Raw genomic sequence first — 17,838 nt, 5'->3', positions numbered from 1 at the left:
GATGAGCGTGACTCCACTAGCTGGAGCGAAATAAGCAAGCTCCATTTGCTTCCGGAAAGAATAACTTTTGGTAATCTTTTTTGCGACTCGTCTAGCTCATGCACCTCCTCCTATTTCCAAATTGGAAATGTTTTGTAAAGGCAGTTGAAAATCGTTCCTGCCTGGGGATGAGGTGCAGGCTTTTTTTGTATATATGGGCTTTTTTATAATAAATGAGCAGAGTTGAGGCGAGGGGGGAGCAGGATGAAAAAGTCAATCGTCAGCTTGAGGGAAGTTTCGTTTCAATATGATGATCAGGAACGGTATGCTTTAAATAATGTTACATTTGATATTTTTGAAGGTGAGTGGCTGGCAATCGTCGGTCATAATGGTTCCGGTAAATCTACGATGGCCAAGCTTCTTAATGGGCTGCAGTTTCCTAAGTCCGGTGAAATAACCGTCTGCGGTTTACCTTTAAATGAAGAGACAATCTGGGATATCCGAAAACAACTGGGAATGGTCTTTCAAAATCCAGATAATCAATTCGTCGGAACCACAGTCCAAGATGATGTGGCTTTTGGTTTAGAAAATATGGGGGTACCACGGAATGAAATGGTTCATCGTGTTGAGGATGCCTTGAAAAAGGTGAAGATGGATCAATTTCTATATCAAGAGCCCCACCATCTCTCGGGCGGTCAAAAGCAGCGTGTCGCGATAGCAGGTGTTCTGGCGTTACGACCCGCAATCATTATTTTAGACGAAGCAACATCAATGCTGGACCCTAGAGGAAGAGAAGAGGTTTTAGCAACGGTTAGAGATTTAAAGGCAGAAAAACAGTTGACGGTCATTTCCATTACGCATGATTTAGATGAGGCGGCGAAAGCAGACCGAATTATTGTGATGAATAAAGGAGAGGTTTACCGGGAGGGTACTCCCGAAGAAATCTTCTCACTTGATGAGGAATTAATTGAACTGGGGCTGGATATTCCATTCTCAGTGAAAATGACAAAGGCATTTCGTCAAATGGGTCTTACGTTTACAAAGAATTATTTATCGGAAGAAGAGTTGGTGACAGAGTTATGGACATCTCGCTTAAATCTGTAGAGTACCGTTATCAAGCTAATACCCCATTTGAAAGACTTGCTATTTCCGAGGTTTCGATTGATATTCCTTCCGGAACCTATCTCGCTTTAATCGGCCATACCGGCTCAGGTAAATCCACTGTTTTGCAGCATTTAAATGCTCTTTTGCAGCCGACAGAAGGAACGGTGCTAATTGGCAGCCAGGAAATAAAGGCTCATCAAAAAAATAAAAATTTAAAGGCAGTCCGGCAAAAGGTCGGAATTGTATTCCAATTCCCTGAGCATCAATTATTTGAGGAAACAGTGGAAAAGGATATTATTTTTGGCCCGATGAATTTTGGCGTTTCCGAGTCAGAGGCAAAAAAGAGGGCACGAGTTGCCTTAAAACAGGTTGGACTCGGTGAAGAAATCTTAGAAAAATCACCATTCGATCTCTCTGGCGGACAAATGCGGCGGGTTGCGATTGCCGGGGTATTAGCAATGGGTCCTGATGTCATCGTTTTGGACGAGCCTACTGCTGGTCTGGACCCGCGCGGCCGAAAAGAGATTATGGATATGTTTTATTCGCTTCATAAGGAGAGGGGCCTCTCAACTATTCTTGTCACTCACAGCATGGAGGACGCGGCAAGGTATGCTGACCAAATCGTCATCATGCAGCAGGGCCGGGTCGCCAAAAAGGGCACTCCAGAAGAGATTTTCTCAGAGACTGCCGAATTAATTCAAATGGGACTAGATGTACCTGAGGTGGTCCGTTTTCAGCTGAAGCTTGAAGAAAAATTAGACAGTAAGCTGGATAAAATCTACCTTTCCATTGAAGAGCTATCGGCTGCCATTTCAGAACGTTTAAAGAGAGGTGTCCGCTCATGATGGAAAAAATGATTTTTGGACGCTATGTACCGGCTGATTCTCTTATTCATAAAATGGACCCTCGTTCCAAACTAATTATTATTTTCTTATTTGTTTGTGTAATCTTTTTGGCAAACAATGGTCTAACTTATGCACTTATTGGTATATATACTTTTTTAATGCTGGGATTATCCAAAATTCCTATTCGGTTTTTATATGGCGGTCTGAAGCCGATCATATGGCTTGTCCTGTTTACCTTTATTCTGCAATTGTTTTTTACTAAAGGAGGCAGTCTTATTTTTCACTGGGGGCCCGTGAAGATCTACGAAGAAGGCCTTAAGATGGGAATTTTTATTTCTTTGCGATTTTTCTTTTTGATTTTAATGACCTCCTTGTTGACGTTAACAACGACTCCGATTGAGATAACGGATGGATTAGAAACATTATTAAATCCTTTAAAAAAAGTCCGCTTTCCTGTTCATGAAATGGCACTAATGATGTCGATTTCATTACGGTTTATTCCAACTCTTATGCAGGAAACCGACAAAATTATGAAAGCACAAATTGCCCGCGGTGTGGAATTTGCGAGCGGTCCTCTAAAAGAGCGGATCAAGGCTGTTATTCCGCTTCTCATTCCGCTGTTTGTCAGTTCCTTTAAGCGTGCCGAGGAGCTGGCGGTCGCCATGGAAGCAAGGGGTTACCGCGGCGGAGAAGGCCGGACGAAATACCGCCAGTTAAGCTGGGCTACGGCAGATACCGTACAAATCGTTCTTCTTGCAGTATTAACGATTTTGTTGGTCCTATTACGTTCATAATGGAGATAGGCTGATGCAGAGGTATAAAGCAATTATTTCATATGACGGCACCGGGTTTCTTGGTTATCAGGTCCAGCCAAAAGGGCGGACGGTGCAGGCAGAGCTTGAAGCAGCCCTGGAGAAAATTCATAAAGGCATCCCTGTGAAAGTAACTGCTTCCGGCCGTACGGATGCGGGGGTCCATGCCAAGGGGCAGGTGATTCATTTTGATTCACCGCTGGCAATTCCCGAAGATCGCTGGGTAGTTGCCCTTAATTCTTTGCTTCCAGAGGATTTGGCCGTTTTATTTGTTGAAAAGGCTGATAATGCGTTTCATTCACGTTTTGATGCTGCTGGAAAGGAATACCGTTATCAATTGCAATTATCTGGTTTTAGGGACCCGTTTCAGCGGAATTATGTGTACCGCTATCCCTATGCTTTGAACTTGGAGGCAATGCGGGAGGCAAGCAGGTATCTGCTTGGAACCCATGACTTTACCAGCTTTTGCGCCGCTAAGACGGAGGTTCAGGGCAAGGTTAGGACAATTAAGGAGATCGGCTTTTTATTGGATGGCGATCTTTTGACTATCCGCTTTGTCGGCACTGGTTTTTTATACAACATGGTGCGGATTCTTGTGGGGACTTTGTTGGCGGTTGGATCTGGTGACCTGTCACCTGAAGAAATTCCTTCCATTTTGGAAAAGAAGGACCGGTCTGTTGCTGGAAAAACCGCTCCAGCACGTGGGTTATACCTTTGGGAAGTGTTTTATTAACACTTTTTAAAAACAACCCATCCAGGTGTAACATCTTCTTGACAATTTTACCTTAAGTATTTATTATATTATATGTGTGTGTTTTTAATCCCACGATAAAGCCCCGGAAAGTCTTCATCGTGATTGAAAATATAGCTTTTGAAAATGACTGCACAAAGGGGCATTTCTTGTTCATTCCCGGAACAGAATCGAACGGAAATAGCCAGTGAAGGTGCGAAAATATTATTTTTACGATTTAATAGGAGGGAAACTCATGCGTACAACGTTTATGGCAAATGCCAACAATATCGAGCGCAAATGGTACGTAGTTGATGCTGAGGGCAAAACTCTTGGACGTCTTGCTTCTGAAGTAGCATCTATCCTACGTGGTAAACATAAGCCAACTTATACACCACATGTTGACACTGGTGATCATGTCATCATTCTTAATGCATCTAAGATTGAATTAACTGGTAACAAAATAAACGACAAAATCTACTACCGTCACACAAATCACCCAGGCGGTTTAAAGCAGAGAACTGCTCTTGAAATGCGTACGAACTATGCTGAGAAAATGCTTGAGCAAGCTGTAAAAGGCATGCTTCCAAAGAATTCTCTTGGCCGTCAAATGTTCAAAAAATTACACGTTTATGCTGGTGCAGAACATAAACACCAAGCACAACAACCTGAAGTTTACGAACTTCGCGGTTAATTAAGAGGAGGGAATTAACTTGGCACAAGTTCAATATATCGGTACTGGCCGTCGTAAGAGCTCAGTTGCTCGTGTACGCTTAGTTCCAGGCACAGGTAAAATTGTTATTAACGATCGTGACATCGACACTTATATCCCATTCGAAGCTTTACGTGTTGTTGTAAGGCAACCATTAGTAGCTACTGAAACTGTTGGCAGCTACGATGTTCTTGTAAACGTAAGCGGCGGCGGCTACACTGGTCAAGCTGGCGCAATCCGCCACGGTATTGCTCGCGCATTACTTCAAGCTGACCCAGAATACCGTCCAACATTAAAGCGCGCTGGTCTATTAACTCGTGATGCACGTATGAAAGAGCGTAAGAAATACGGTCTTAAAGGTGCTCGTCGTGCGCCTCAGTTCTCAAAGCGTTAATCTTTTGCAAACGTTTAAAGACTCTCAACTCTATTGGTTGGGGGTCTTTTTTGTATTCAGTATTAATGTTTTAAAATTCTTTTCCTACTCCTTCATCTAAATTTCAAAATTGGGAAGCATAAGAAGCGTCCCCGTGCTTCAAATTAGTATATAATTAGAGTGAATTAGTTTAGGAGGTAAACAAATTGGAGCATAAGCAGCCGAAGTTGGAAGTTAGGGTAAAGAAACTGATTGAAGTTGATGGATTAAAATTTAAGGATTTGAATAATAGTGGGAAATTAGAGCCTTATAAGGATTGGCGTTTGAGCCCGAAAGAACGTGCCGAGAATCTTGTTTCATTGATGAATCTCGATGAAAAGGTCGGGATGATGTTAATCAATACCCGTCAGATGGGTCTTACACAAAAGGATAAAAGCAAGACAAGTCATGATGGTGTGTTAGATGAGGGGATTGTGGAAAAGGGCGAAACGATTTTTGCCTTGGCCAAGGTATACGGTACAACTCATACAATTGAAAATATGCATTTGCGCCACTTCATCCTACGGGACAATTGGAGTCCAGCTCAAATGGCAGAATGGGTCAATACCATGAATGAAGTATGCGAGGGAACACGTCTTGGTATTCCTTGCTTAATAGCATCTAATTCAAGAAATGAAAATACTGAATTTATCTTTGGTATGAATGATGCAGCTGGGATTTTTTCCACATGGCCGGGGACTTTAGGGCTTGCAGCAGCCGCTAAAGGAGAGATGAAAAGTGGCGGTGATGCCTCGTTAATCAGCCAATTTGCCGAAATAGCCCGTACTGAATGGGATGCTGTTGGGATAAGGAAGGGTTATATGTATATGGCTGATACTGTCACAGACCCTAGATGGCAGCGGATATATGGCACTTTTGGTGAAGACCCAGAATTTATTTCTGATGTCATCGGTCGTGTCATTGACGGATTCCAAGGGGAAGAATTAGGCAGTCATAGTATTGCAATGACAACTAAGCATTTTCCTGGAGGCGGAGCAAGGGAAAATGGATTTGATCCACATTATGAAGAGGGGAAATGGAATCTATACCCAACTCCAGGAAGCTTAGAAAAGTATCACCTGCCGCCGTTCCAAGCAGCAGTGGAACATGGCAGCTCATCCTTCATGCCATATTACTCGATTCCTAGCATCAAAAAAAGTGCAGTTCAAAAATTCCAAGGTGAAGATATCCCATTCGAAGAGGTTGGCTTTACCTTTAATCAGTATTTTTTACAACACATCCTTAGAGGATTACTTGGATTCAAAGGCTATATCAACAGCGATAGCGGCGTCACCAATAAAATGAGCTGGGGCGTTGAAGATAAGACTGAGGCAGAACGTTTTGCAAAAGCCGTCAATGCGGGAACGGATCTGGTTTCCGATACAAATGATGTTGAAAATCTAAAATTAGCAATCCAAAATGGATGGATTAGTGAAAACCGTATTGATGAAGCAAACATAAGGCTACTTACCGAAATGTTTGCGTTAGGATTATTCGATGATCGTACATACGTGTCACCGGAAAATGCCGCTGCAGTGATAAGTAATCAAGCAAATTGGGACGCAGCATATGAAGCTCATAAAAAATCAGTAACTATTTTGAAAAATTCAAATCAGACATTGCCTTTAACTGGTGCGAAGAAAGTTTATGTGGAAGTTTTCCATAAGGAACCCGAACGCGCAGCTTCTTATACGGAAAAGGCTAGGAAGGAATGCCAGGAGCTTGGCTTGTTTAGCTTGACTGATAACTATGAAGAAGCGGAAACTGCGATTTTATTTTTACATCCAAAATCCGGTGCTTATTTTAACGCTACACCAGGGTTGTTAGAGCTGGAAATTTGCGAGAATAAACCAGAAAAGGCAATGGATGGAACTGATTACGAAGAAACGACCCTAAGTAACATGGCTCATCTAAAGGAAGTTGCCGATAGTGTTCATGTTCGCGGAGGCAAGGTCATTATAAGTGTTAATTTCATTTTGCCGTGGATCCTTGGAAATGTTGAACCGCTTGCAGATGCCCTGATTGCTGGATACGATACGTACTATAATGCACAGTTTGAGGTAATGGCAGGTAATTTCAAACCAATTGGCGTATTGCCATTGACATTGCCAGCGAGTGAGGAAGTTATTGCTGTGGATGAAAATGGAGACTGTGTATCAAGAAACGATGTGCCAGGCTTTGACAAGGACAAATATATGCCTGAAGGGCTTAAATATGCCTATGAAGATCGCGATGGTAACGTCTATAAACTTGGTCATGGACTAACATATTAATAACGTTCAGTAGCAGGCTAAAAAAGCCTCAGTTCGAAACGTCTAAAAAGGCTCTCAGTTTAATTGTCTGGAGCCTTTTTTGCATAATAAAGCGAATGGGATCACTCCACATTCGTCCTTAGTCTACTAAGTGATTCCTGACCGCATATAAAGCAGCCTGTGTCCGGTCGGCGAGTTCGAGCTTTGCAAGCAGGTTTGAAACATGTGTTTTGACTGTCTTTTCGGTAATGAAAAGAGCACCGGCAATTTCTTTATTGCTTTTTCCTTTGGCAATTTCTTTTAACACATCAAGCTCTCTTTTTGTTAATTCCTCGATTAAATCCCGTTCAGGTTTATTTTTAGAGGACAAATTAGCCAATAAATGCGAAGTCGCTTTTGGATGAAGCTGGTTTTCTCCGCTCATGATTCTTTTAATGGACGTTACCAATTCATCTGGCTGAATGTCCTTTAATTGGAACCCTGATGCACCTGCTTCCAAAGCGGGAATCACATGGTCCTGGTCGGAAAAGCTGGTCAGCATCATAATTTTGATTTCTGGCTGTTCCTTTTTAATGATAGTAGTTGCCTGGATTCCGTCCATTTCCGGCATCACCAAATCCATTAAAATAAGATCCGGCTTCAATGATTTAGCCAGTTCAACCGCTTCTTCTCCGTTTGCTGCTTCCCCAATCACATCAAGGTCGTTTTGCGTCCGCAGGAAAAAGGCCAATCCCCGTCTAACAACATGATGGTCGTCTGCTATTAGTATCCGTATACTCACTGAATTCTCCCCCCTACAACGGAATTTCAATTTTGATTTCCGTCCCGCTGTCCGTTTTGCTTTTTAAATGAAAGGTCCCATTTAACGCTTCTGCCCGTGTTTTCATACTTTTTAACCCCAATGAGGGGATTTCTAAGCTTTTATCATAATGGAAGCCGCAGCCGGCATCCTTTATGACCAAAAGAACTTTATCGCTGGACATTTGGAAAAATAATTGAACAGCCGTTGTCTGGGAATGCTTTTTACAATTGGCCAGTGCCTCCTGACCAATTCGCCACAATGCTTCTTCGACCTTACCGGGAATGTTGGCCGCACCCGCAACCTTTGTTTGAATTGACAACCCCAGCATTTCAGCATAGCTTCTCAAGGCGCTGACAATCCCATTTTCCAGTCCATGCGGTCTCAGCTGCCAAATCAATGCCCGCATTTCACCGAGTGCTTCCTGGGCCAAATCTTGAATGTAGCCGAACGTTTGCTTGACTTCATCTGTTTGGGTCATTTCGACGCCGGCCCTTGCGGTAAGACTGAGGGAAAATAACAGCTGGTTCACAGAATCGTGAAGATCCCTCGCCAGCCGATTCCTCTCAGCAACAAGCGCCGTTTCTTGTTCCCTCTGGGTTAATTTAATTCGTTTTAAGGCCGTTCCAATTTGATAGGCAACTGCTTCGAGCAGGGCAAGTTCATCTTTTTCGAAATGAGTTTTATATGGCGAGCCTACATTTAAGATGCCGAACCGTTCTTGTCCTGCACGCAGTGGGACAGTCGCATGATGGGTCAATCCGCAAGTTTCTCCAGCCTCTTCCTCGATGGCATCTTCAATTCGTTTACATTCCATAATATTCGTAGCTTTATTCAGCTGCCCGTTATTGTACTTGTTTACACACCAGCACTTGCCCTGGCACATCCGCCGCTTTCCGTCCTGGGCTAAAGCAGGCGGGAGGTATGCATCAGCTGCGAGCTGATGCATACCATTTTCGTCCATTAAGAATATCCAGCCAGTTTGTAAGCCAGTTACATGGAGGAGTTTTTTCAAGACCCCGGACAATATATCCCTTATATCTGTTCCTTCGTTTAAAAGCTCAGCGATTTCCTTTAAAATGCTGATTTCTTCGTACCCAGCCGCAGCAGACATCGAATTCTCACCCCACTGATATTTCCTACTGCCATTATAGCTTATTGCCAGTGATTAGATAATTAAATTCATATCGCCAAACTCATGCCATAAATAACCGCAGGAAACGGCTTGCTCATATGCTTGAAGCAAATGCTGTTCCGAAATAAAGGCCGAAAGCATGTCAAGGTGGCTTGCTTTTGGCTCATGAAAGCCAGTTATGATACCATCGGCAATTTTTAAAGGAAAGTGTTGGTCAATATAGAGATTTGTCACACCCGAAAGGACATCGTATCGGGCGGCAGTCTCGAGAGCTCTGACCACAGTCGTTCCAACTGCGATAACCCGATTACCGGAAGCTTTTGTTTGACGAATCAGCTCTATTGTTTGTTCTGAAATATGATATTCTTCCTCATTCTCGGCTGGTGTCTGATGCCAGCTGTCATCAAGGAGATAGCTTAATCCTGTATGCAACTGGATAAAATCAAGCTCGATGTTTTTTCGCTTTAATTGAAAAATCAGCTCCCAGCTGAATGCTCTTCCTGCCGAGGGCATCTCCACTGAGCCAGGATGACAAGCAAACACTGTTTGGTAGTAGTCCAGTTCCCAAGGATACTCAATATATTCGTAGCGGACCGGCTCTCCAAGAGCATAGATGATATTAAATAAGTCTGTTCCTTTCTTTGAAAACTGAATGACTTTTAACGGTGAGTGTACTTGTTCAGCTATCACCATTCCAGTTAATTCAGGTGAAAATTGAAGTGCATCGCCAATTTTTACGGGATTGGCAACAACGAGAGCTTCCCATGTGTCTTCATTTCGGCGTCTCGCCAAGCGGATTTCCACCCTTGGTGCGATTTGCCCTCCATTTCGCAACCATTCAGCATGTAATATTGCCGGTATCGTCCGGCTGTTATTTAAAATGACGAGGTCACCGGACTCGAGGTAATCTGCCAAGCGGAAGAAATGGTCATGCCTGATTCCGCCAGTATTGCGGTCAAGAACCATCATCCGGACATGATCTCTTCTTAAGCCGCGTTTTTCAGGAGGATGGGAGGCATTTAATTCATTGGGAAGATAGAAATCTAACGCTTTTGCCGGCATTTACAATCCCTCCTCTGACTGGGCTTTAAACCGCTGTCCACTTACACCCGCAGACTTTTCTGATGCAAGATATATAAATATGTCCACGACATCCTCCGGTTTTGCTAATGGATAATCGCAATCAGGAACAGCCAATTGATGCATTTCTGTATTCATTTCTCCCGGGTCGACCATGTTTACCCGGATGTTGGTCTCGCTTAATTCATCTGCCCATGTTTGTGTCAGGCCTTCAACCGCAAATTTAGAAATTCCGTATGCTCCCCATCCGGCGTAGCCGACGTGGCCCGCTTCAGAGGTCACATTGATAATCGATCCGATATTTCGATGGAGCATTCCAGGAATGGCTCTTCTTGTTACTGAAAAAGTAGACATCACATTACCCTGAAGTACCTCCGCAAAATCTTCTTCAGGGTAATCAAGCAATAATGGCATTGGACTTGGCCCCAACATGGAGGCATTATTAATCAATACATCAATATGGCCAAATGCTTTCTCGGCCATGGCAACAAACCGTTCCACATCACGGGGTTTTGAGATATCTGCAGTAACTGCCAACACCTCAGCTCCAAACCTCTGAGCTTCCTCCTTCACTTTGAATAGAGCTTCTGCTGACCTTGCACAGATTGCAAGTTTTGCCCCTTTTGCGGCAAAAGTCAAAGCTAATGCTCTCCCCAATCCCTTTGATGCTCCAGTAATCATCACCACTTGATTTTCCATAACGGTTTCTCCCCTTTATTCTTGATGAGTTAAGCATAACTATTTCTAGAAAATCTTCCGTCAGAAAAAAGCTTGAACTTTTCTACGACTTTCGGCTGAAATTCCGAAAGGGGGAACTGTAAGACATAATAAAACCCCCGCATTGGGGGGAGCTGTTTCATGTTAAATTTCTTAAGTATCGATTCCTCTCTTTTATAAACGAGAGCATAAAATCTTTTTCCCCATCGAAAATTTCCCTCTGTTCTTCATTTGTGAAGAGAAGATATGGACGGATAGATTCGGTTAATGAAGTGATAATTGGTTCAAAATAGTCAGGAGTAAATAATGTATCAAGAAGTTCTTCCATCAGAGCCCGGTACTGCTTACGAAAAGCAGGGCATTCCAACAGTTTCTTTGTTAAATGATTTTTACCATTGATAGATAGGGAATCAGGTTTAATGATCTCGGCATCCCAATCCCGGCCAAATGTCCCATCATAGTCCCAGGGGAGGATTTCAAATAATTGAGTTTCTGGATTTCGGTATAAGGCATAGTTTTTTTTAAAACCATCATAGTTTTGGGTACAGACGGCGACAGCCAGCCAGCGGAGATACTTTTCGACATCGAGATGCTTCGAAATTTCTTCCTCAAATTTGTCATGGGGAGTGTTATTAATTATATTGATAAAATCAGTTAATTTGCAGTCATCAGCAGTCGTTCCAAATTTACGTTGGTATCCGAGCAGGAGCGACTCTTTTAATTCTTCGGATTTATAGCGGTAGAGTGAAAAGTCGGCATCAGGCTTGACCGCATAATAAATGGAGTCGACTTGAAGGCCTCTTTTTTTAAAAAATAAATCATCGACAGATTCCAAATGCAAGTAGACTCCCTCATAATGGCCATTTAGGTACAAACGAACATGCTGGGAACGGGGTGAAAGAACCCCAAAGACCTGGAACAAATCGAGGGAAAGCTTATTACGAATTGAGGAGGGGTCCTTGTATTCAGCGTTGAGATGCAACTCGCGTGCCCCATTAAGGAGTTGTGGACGCTGCAATTGAACGAAATAGGATCTTTTTGGGAGTTTTTTTGTATAGTTTCCTCTGAATTGGGTGGCAATTGAAAATTTCATATCTTCAATATATAAATTTCCGGGAACTGGATCATCATAGGGTCTTAGCGGAAAAGAGAGTTCCTGAAGATCCCAACGATGAAAGGATAACATGTACACTGGTAATTCCCGTTTTTGGTCCATTAGTAAGTTACTCCTTTCTACTGTATTTTGACTTCATTGGAAAAAGAGTTTTAACTGCGTCAAATAATTCGCCGAAAAATACCAAGGAAAACCAAGGGGCAAAGTCCCTTGGTTTTCCATCGTTTTCATTAGATTAGCATCTAATGAAGATCGCTCTGTTGCCAACGCTTCCTATAAAGCGGAAGCCATTTTGGGATAAGCATCTTACGGCATCTGCCAAAGGAGTTGCATTTGCTCCAGTTGTAGTGATTGTACAACCTTGTAAAACGATATTATCAGGGGCAAAGTCAACGTCTTGAACACGTCCGTTTCCAGGATTCACATCAAGAACGGCTACCTCGTTAGCACAATCAGCAGGGAAAGTTGGGCCAGCAGTATTGCTTGGGCTGCTGTTAGAACCACTTGGGCTGTGGGACATCTAAAAATCACCTCCTTTCGATGGCTTGTACTATATTTTATAAATAAAGGGGTACTATAGAGACGGCAATTGAACTAGTATAAACGTATAATTTTGTCCACAGGAACTTTTTTCATTAAAAAGGGCGAATAGCATTTTGGAAGAAGAGGTTTTGCCCATTTGTCCAGTTGGGATAAAAATTGGAAATGAAAACGGTTGGGACTTTTGCATTTCTTCGTAAGGAAGGATGAAGAATAGTCCTAAGAGGTGAAAAGAAGTGACTGTCATTACAACCTTTAAAGAAAAAAGACGCGAAAAGCAGATTAAATACGAACGGTCCGTGCTTCGGGACCTATCCATTAATACATTAAAAGAGAGAGTGCGGCAATATTTTGGATCGACCAAGTTTGCCTCAAGCCTGATTATGAATTCTGGGGTGGAAGAGGCCTGTTATGATGTTGCACTTGAAGCTTTTCTATTAGGAGCTAAATTTAGCAAATTTGGCTACCATGGGGAAAGTATGGAACAGGTAAGAATGCGCTGCTTTAATGAAGAAAGGCATTTAATTGATACGTTATTTAATTTCCTCCTTTATTGGGGAAATGGCGAAGAGGGCGTCATGAGTGAATCACTCTATTATCACTGTGAACAATATGTCCATGTCTGGTGGAGAGAGGGCTATGAAAAAGGGCAAAGACGCCATAAGCTTCGGCTTCATTAATTCAATGCCTTCATTCCTGTTCTAAAGTCCCGCCTTGTCCCATATAAATTATTGAACAAGGGACGAGCGGGAAGGAATGATTTGGTTGGTAACAAAAAGAATAAAAATCATTTTTTTTTCAGTTGGCTTATTAGCACTATTTTTAATTTTACAGTATGATTTTGCCGAGGATGATTCCTGGAAGGAATGGAGTCTTCCGCTTTCCGGAAAAATTATTCTGCTGGATGCGGGCCATGGCGGCCCGGATGGCGGGGCCGGTACGGGCGAGACGCTTGAAAAAGATATTGCTCTTAACATCACTTTAAAGGTCAGAGATTATCTGCAGCAGCAGGGTGCACTTGTTGTGATGACAAGAGAAACCGATACCGATTTGGCAGATGCTGATACTAGGGGCTACAGCAGGAGAAAAGTGGAGGATCTGAAAAACAGATTAAAGATGATTAATGAAGAGGATAATGACTTCTTTGTAAGCATTCACTTAAATGCCATACCTTCGTCAAGATGGAGCGGCGCCCAGACCTTTTACGCCCCTCATTTTAAGGAAAACGCCAGGGCGGCCAAATTTATTCAAGAGGAGCTCAGGGAAAACTTAGAAAATACTAATCGAAAAGCCAAGCCAATAGGCGGCGTTTACATTTTAAAACATTCAAAAAAACCGGGTGTTCTGGTCGAGGTTGGTTTCCTCTCCAACCCTGCTGAAAAGGCAAGATTAAAACGGGAGGATTATCAAGAGAAGGTAGCAGCCTCTATATATAAAGGGATCATAAGATATTTCACGAATGAAAAGGAATTAAAAGAAACAGATTAAGGGAAGGCGGGAATGAACACCTTCTCTTTTTATCTGGGGTTATTCCTATGGCGGTGGTTTTAATGTGTGATTCAATTAACTGTATATTGCCATAGTTATGATATACTGTTAGATGGAAACGAATTCAATTGGTGAGGTGTTTTTCAATGTTAACTGAAGCAAGAATCCGTGAGGTTGTTGGCAGCCTCAAAGAGCCATTTTTACATAAAACTTTAGCAGAATTAAATGCTATAGAAGAGATAAAAATTAAAGAAGAAAAAAGCCATGTCAGTGTCAAGGTAGCGATAGCTAGAACAGGAACAAGTGAGCAGCTGCAGCTACAAACCCAAATTGTAAACCTGTTGAAGGAAGCAGGTGCCGCAACAGTAGGAATCCGCTTCAACCAGCTTCCTGATGAAGTGCTTGCTGCCCATTGTCAGGCTGAACCAGAAAAGGAAAAGAATCTCCTTAATTCCCAGTCCACTACCTTTATCGCAATTGCCAGCGGAAAAGGCGGAGTAGGAAAATCGACGGTATCTGTTAACCTCGCTGTTGCTCTGGCTCGCTTAGGTAAAAAGGTCGGGCTTATCGATGCCGACATTTACGGTTTCAGCGTACCGGATATGATGGGAATTACGAATCGGCCGGTTGTCCGAGGCGAAAAGATTATTCCTGTTGAGCGTTTTGGTGTTCAAGTAATTTCAATGGGATTTTTCGTGGAGGATAATTCACCAATTATCTGGCGCGGCCCAATGCTCGGAAAAATGCTGAACAGCTTTTTCAACGAGGTAGAGTGGGGCGACATTGATTATTTACTTCTGGACTTACCGCCAGGAACAGGCGACGTTGCCTTAGATGTTCATAGCATGCTGCCGGCATGTAAAGAAATTATCGTTACCACCCCGCATCCAACCGCAGCCTTTGTAGCTGCCCGCGCAGGTGCGATGGCGATGAAAACCGATCATGAAGTGCTCGGGGTTATTGAGAACATGGCCTATTTTGAAAGCAAGCTGACAGGTGAAAAGGAATATGTGTTTGGTCGCGGCGGCGGAGATAAGTTGGCCGACGAGCTAAATACGGAAGTGCTTGGACGTCTGCCACTTAACCAGCCTGACTGGAACGATGAAGACTTTGCGCCGTCCATCTATCAGGAAGACCATCAGTTAGGAAAAATTTATTTGGAAATTGCCGAAAAAGTCGCGGACCGGCTTGGAAAATAATTTTTCAGATCTGCAGTTTTGCTGGGGTTTGAGTAGTAAAAAAAGAACTGCAGCCAAAAGAAAACCTCTTCCGTTTGGAGGAGGTTTTTATTTTGGACAGTGGAATTATGAACCTTGCTCACCGCCGCTTTTGTTATCTTTTGAGGTTTCTTTGGTATTTGCCTGCTCAGCGGCTTTTAAGAGCAATTCCTGAATTTTTGCTTTATAAAGCGGGCTGTCAATAGTCTCAGTTATTACATTTTGAAGCTGTTCACGATACTCCTTGGTTTTCAGGGCATCTGCCATTTGCTTTTGAATTTCTGGTTCCTTGAACACTTCGATCATCATGGCTCTATATTCAGGGTCATTCATTAAATCCTTAAGTAATTTTTCATTTTCTGCCCGCATGTTCTTGGCAACGCCTTGAGCAAATTTCGCGTCGCTGAAGGTTTTTTTCCAAAACTCTGTTGCTTTATCAGAGGTTAATGTTTGTTCAATCGTCTGAGCCACGACATTTTGGTCCATCACCAGTTTTTCCTTCATTTTGTCATCGGACATGACATCTTGGATTGCTTTCTTTCCATCATCCGTCTTTAAAATATCCACGACCATTTTTTTGGTCTGATCATAATCAGGCTGCAACCCGGCGCTAAGATCGTTGTTACCGGAACAGCTAGTTAAAAAAACAAAAACAGGCAGGAGGAGCACAGTAAATTTTGCTCTCATTTTGAAGCTCCTTTCACATAAGAATCCTTAATTTTATAATGAAGAAAATGTCGAAAGATTATACGCGGTTCACGCATTTTATGGATTTTTCAAATTTTGCTTGGTACAATCAGAATGTATTATTTTTTTATGGGGGTTTATAGTGTGACAAGCCGTAACTGGGTAAGACTGTTTATGACCACATTATTAGTCGGCGGAATCACGACGGCTGTTGTGGGTTTTATTGTTCGCTGGAATGAATTTGAGTCATATTTTATTAATTTTCAAATAATCGACATCGTTTCCACAGCGGTATGGCTGCTTTTCATGGGCTTTCTATTCAGCTTGATCAGCCAAATGGGCTTTTTTGCCTATTTAACGGTCCATCGCTTCGGATTAGGTATATTTAAATCCGTCACCCTTTGGAATGGGGTTCAGGTCATTCTGCTTCTGTTTGCCCTGTTTGATTTAGTTTATTTTCGCTATGTCAATTTTGCAAAAGAGGGAGATTCGCTGCTTCCTTATGTAGGGTTGGCGGTCTTTGTATTAGCTGTCGGATTGATTGCTGCCTGGTATAAAATGAAACAAACCAACCGGGAGGCGTTTGTTCCTGCTCTTTTCTTTATGGTTGTTGTTACTCTGGTGGAGTGGATGCCAGCTCTTCAGGAAAATGAAAAAAGCTGGGTCTATTTAATGGTGGCAGCGTTACTTGCCTGCAACGCCTACCAGCTGCTGGTTCTTCATAAATTAAATGCCAAGTCAGTAAAGGAACGTGAGCAACGCATAAGCCAATCAACCAATAATCGTGGAAAAAATAAAGCAGGTAAAAAATTAACAAAAAAACCGTCCGTTTAATTTTTCGGACGGTTTTTTTGGTTATTTTATTTCTTTAGATTGGACTTCTCCGTTTGCAATCATTTCCGATACGGCTACGAATTTTAGGCCTTTATTCCTAAGATCCTGCAGGATTAGCGGTAAAGCCTCTGCTGTTTGTTTGGCAGAATCGGAGGCATGCAGAAGAATAATATCACCTTTTTCTGCATTCTTCACATTTTCTACAATCTTCGCAACACCTGGATTTTGCCAGTCCTTTGAATCCAAACGCCAATGTACGACTGTATAGCCGTAACGCTTCGCAATCGATAATGTGCGTTTATCAAAATGTCCTGTTGGAGCCCTTAGAAGTTTAATCCCCTTTACATTTAACTTTTTAAAAACCTCCTGGGCCTTTAAAATGTCTTTGCTGATTTTTCCATCCTCTTCGTCCCGATAGTCTACATAATTATAACCAAGCAGGCCGATTTCATAGCCGTCCTTGACAATCCGGCTGACAAGATCCGGGTGTCGTTCCGCCCAGGAACCGGATAAAAAGAATGTGGCAGACTTCACATTTTCCTTTTTCAACGTATCCAAAATAGGCTCTGCTTTAACGTCGCCCCAGCCAATATTAAATGTCAGGGCCACATCCTTTTCACCTCGGAAAACGGCCTTTGGGCCATCCTTGGTTGAAAATACAGGGATTTGCGTCAGGTTCTCCATATAGAGAAACCAAGCTGTAAAGAAAGCGGCAACCATAATTAACACAACACTTTTTAACGCTTTACCATTAACAATAAAAAAGAAATTCATCGCTTCCACCTCGTCCACTGCCATCCTTGTCTCAAGCATATGAGGTAATTTTTAAAAATATGATGAAAGATTTTTATTATAAAAGTAAACAAAATGGAAAAGACTACTATAACATACCATTTATTGGAGGTTGTCTATGTACGGGCTTTTAATCAACGAGAAGGAAGTAAAAGAAATTGAATACTTAATAAAGAGAGAAATGGATGAAATTCTTTTTGACTTAAGGGATGAACGTATTGATCATATTGTGAAAAGAGCAATGGAGGAAAGATACAAAATCCTTTTTGATTTATTTAGAAGAGTTGCTTCACCAAATGAGTGTTTTAAATACATGCGCAGAGGTAAGAAAGAACAAAAAAAGGGATAAACTATGTTTTTTTGAAAAGACTGTTGACATTCGATTATTATCTTGTTATATTAATAAACGTCGCTGCTGACACAAAAACAACTTGAAAAAAGTTGTTGACTTTTAAACGAGCAGATGATATATTAATAAAGTCGCTCTTGAGTGACGGAGTAAGATGGTTCTTTGAAAACTAAACAAACAAAAACGTCAACAAACAATAATATTCGTTTCATTTGAAACGAAGCCAACGTAACATTTTTG

Annotated in this window: 20 protein-coding genes; 12 read left to right on the top strand and 8 right to left on the bottom strand. The window is 42.2% G+C overall.

The window, feature by feature from the left end:
• Window positions 1-243: 243 nt before the first annotated feature.
• From ACFPA1_RS29115 to ACFPA1_RS29085, 7 genes are all read left to right on the top strand, one after another.
• Window positions 244-1,083: an energy-coupling factor ABC transporter ATP-binding protein gene (locus ACFPA1_RS29115; protein ID WP_213148257.1), complete on the top strand. Its 840-nt coding sequence runs from the start codon at window positions 244-246 to the stop codon at window positions 1,081-1,083.
• A complete protein-coding gene (locus ACFPA1_RS29110) occupies window positions 1,059-1,928 on the top strand; it encodes an energy-coupling factor ABC transporter ATP-binding protein (RefSeq protein WP_213148256.1) in 870 nt (289 codons plus the stop codon). Before ACFPA1_RS29115 ends, ACFPA1_RS29110 begins: the two co-directional genes overlap by 25 nt.
• Window positions 1,925-2,722, top strand: coding sequence for an energy-coupling factor transporter transmembrane component T family protein (locus ACFPA1_RS29105; protein ID WP_213148255.1), 798 nt, complete (start codon window positions 1,925-1,927; stop codon window positions 2,720-2,722). Before ACFPA1_RS29110 ends, ACFPA1_RS29105 begins: the two co-directional genes overlap by 4 nt.
• 13 nt (window positions 2,723-2,735) lie before the next feature.
• A complete protein-coding gene (gene truA / locus ACFPA1_RS29100) occupies window positions 2,736-3,473 on the top strand; it encodes a tRNA pseudouridine(38-40) synthase TruA (RefSeq protein WP_378588644.1) in 738 nt (245 codons plus the stop codon).
• Between the two features lie 253 nt (window positions 3,474-3,726).
• Window positions 3,727-4,164: a 50S ribosomal protein L13 gene (rplM, locus tag ACFPA1_RS29095; protein WP_213148253.1), complete on the top strand. Its 438-nt coding sequence runs from the start codon at window positions 3,727-3,729 to the stop codon at window positions 4,162-4,164.
• A gap of 19 nt (window positions 4,165-4,183) precedes the next feature.
• Window positions 4,184-4,576 carry a 30S ribosomal protein S9 gene (gene rpsI / locus ACFPA1_RS29090; protein ID WP_127484434.1) on the top strand — a complete coding sequence of 131 codons (393 nt, stop codon included), beginning with the start codon at window positions 4,184-4,186 and terminating at the stop codon, window positions 4,574-4,576.
• Window positions 4,577-4,761: 185 nt separating this feature from the next.
• Window positions 4,762-6,867 (top strand): glycoside hydrolase family 3 protein, encoded by a 2,106-nt coding sequence (locus tag ACFPA1_RS29085; protein ID WP_378588642.1) that lies wholly within the window; start codon window positions 4,762-4,764, stop codon window positions 6,865-6,867.
• Window positions 6,868-6,985: 118 nt separating this feature from the next.
• Here ACFPA1_RS29085 and ACFPA1_RS29080 read toward each other — a convergent pair whose 3' ends face one another.
• From ACFPA1_RS29080 to ACFPA1_RS29055, 6 genes are all read right to left on the bottom strand, one after another.
• On the bottom strand, window positions 6,986-7,627 hold the full coding sequence (locus ACFPA1_RS29080) for a response regulator (RefSeq protein ID WP_378588639.1): 642 nt from the start codon (window positions 7,625-7,627) through the stop codon (window positions 6,986-6,988).
• A 13-nt stretch (window positions 7,628-7,640) separates the two neighbouring features.
• On the bottom strand, window positions 7,641-8,759 hold the full coding sequence (locus ACFPA1_RS29075; RefSeq protein ID WP_378588636.1) for a GAF domain-containing sensor histidine kinase: 1,119 nt from the start codon (window positions 8,757-8,759) through the stop codon (window positions 7,641-7,643).
• Between the two features lie 54 nt (window positions 8,760-8,813).
• Window positions 8,814-9,842 (bottom strand): S-adenosylmethionine:tRNA ribosyltransferase-isomerase, encoded by a 1,029-nt coding sequence (locus tag ACFPA1_RS29070; protein WP_378588633.1) that lies wholly within the window; start codon window positions 9,840-9,842, stop codon window positions 8,814-8,816.
• A complete protein-coding gene (locus tag ACFPA1_RS29065; RefSeq protein ID WP_378588631.1) occupies window positions 9,843-10,559 on the bottom strand; it encodes an SDR family NAD(P)-dependent oxidoreductase in 717 nt (238 codons plus the stop codon).
• Between the two features lie 157 nt (window positions 10,560-10,716).
• A complete protein-coding gene (locus ACFPA1_RS29060) occupies window positions 10,717-11,793 on the bottom strand; it encodes a CotH kinase family protein (RefSeq protein ID WP_378588628.1) in 1,077 nt (358 codons plus the stop codon).
• 133 nt (window positions 11,794-11,926) lie between these two features.
• A complete protein-coding gene (locus tag ACFPA1_RS29055; protein WP_378588625.1) occupies window positions 11,927-12,211 on the bottom strand; it encodes a hypothetical protein in 285 nt (94 codons plus the stop codon).
• Window positions 12,212-12,467: 256 nt separating this feature from the next.
• Here ACFPA1_RS29055 and ACFPA1_RS29050 point away from each other — a divergent pair, with 256 nt between their 5' ends.
• The 3 genes from ACFPA1_RS29050 (at window position 12,468) to ACFPA1_RS29040 (ending at window position 14,918) form a co-directional block, all read left to right on the top strand.
• A complete protein-coding gene (locus ACFPA1_RS29050) occupies window positions 12,468-12,911 on the top strand; it encodes a YbaK family protein (RefSeq protein ID WP_213148248.1) in 444 nt (147 codons plus the stop codon).
• 76 nt (window positions 12,912-12,987) lie between these two features.
• On the top strand, window positions 12,988-13,719 hold the full coding sequence (gene cwlD, locus ACFPA1_RS29045; protein WP_378588623.1) for an N-acetylmuramoyl-L-alanine amidase CwlD: 732 nt from the start codon (window positions 12,988-12,990) through the stop codon (window positions 13,717-13,719).
• 146 nt (window positions 13,720-13,865) lie between these two features.
• Complete coding sequence (locus tag ACFPA1_RS29040; protein ID WP_378588620.1) at window positions 13,866-14,918, top strand: Mrp/NBP35 family ATP-binding protein; 1,053 nt, start codon at window positions 13,866-13,868, stop codon at window positions 14,916-14,918.
• Window positions 14,919-15,023: 105 nt separating this feature from the next.
• Here ACFPA1_RS29040 and gerD read toward each other — a convergent pair whose 3' ends face one another.
• Complete coding sequence (gene gerD, locus ACFPA1_RS29035; protein ID WP_213148245.1) at window positions 15,024-15,623, bottom strand: spore germination lipoprotein GerD; 600 nt, start codon at window positions 15,621-15,623, stop codon at window positions 15,024-15,026.
• A gap of 144 nt (window positions 15,624-15,767) precedes the next feature.
• Between gerD and ACFPA1_RS29030 the strand changes: the two genes are divergently transcribed.
• Window positions 15,768-16,457, top strand: a complete 690-nt coding sequence (locus ACFPA1_RS29030; RefSeq protein ID WP_213148244.1) for a KinB-signaling pathway activation protein — start codon at window positions 15,768-15,770, stop codon at window positions 16,455-16,457.
• Window positions 16,458-16,478: 21 nt separating this feature from the next.
• Here the strand turns inward: ACFPA1_RS29030 and pdaB are convergent, their stop codons facing one another.
• Window positions 16,479-17,231 carry a polysaccharide deacetylase family sporulation protein PdaB gene (gene pdaB, locus ACFPA1_RS29025; RefSeq protein ID WP_213148298.1) on the bottom strand — a complete coding sequence of 251 codons (753 nt, stop codon included), beginning with the start codon at window positions 17,229-17,231 and terminating at the stop codon, window positions 16,479-16,481.
• 136 nt (window positions 17,232-17,367) lie between these two features.
• Here pdaB and ACFPA1_RS29020 point away from each other — a divergent pair, with 136 nt between their 5' ends.
• A complete protein-coding gene (locus ACFPA1_RS29020; RefSeq protein ID WP_213148243.1) occupies window positions 17,368-17,598 on the top strand; it encodes a hypothetical protein in 231 nt (76 codons plus the stop codon).
• The last annotated feature ends 240 nt before the right edge of the window (window positions 17,599-17,838 follow it).

It is taken from the genome of Neobacillus sp. GCM10023253 (assembly GCF_042653105.1).
Classification (GTDB): Bacteria; Bacillota; Bacilli; order Bacillales; family Cytobacillaceae; genus Neobacillus; species Neobacillus citreus.
Note: the sequence above shows the minus strand (reverse complement) of the source record. Positions and strands in the feature narration are given on the sequence as shown.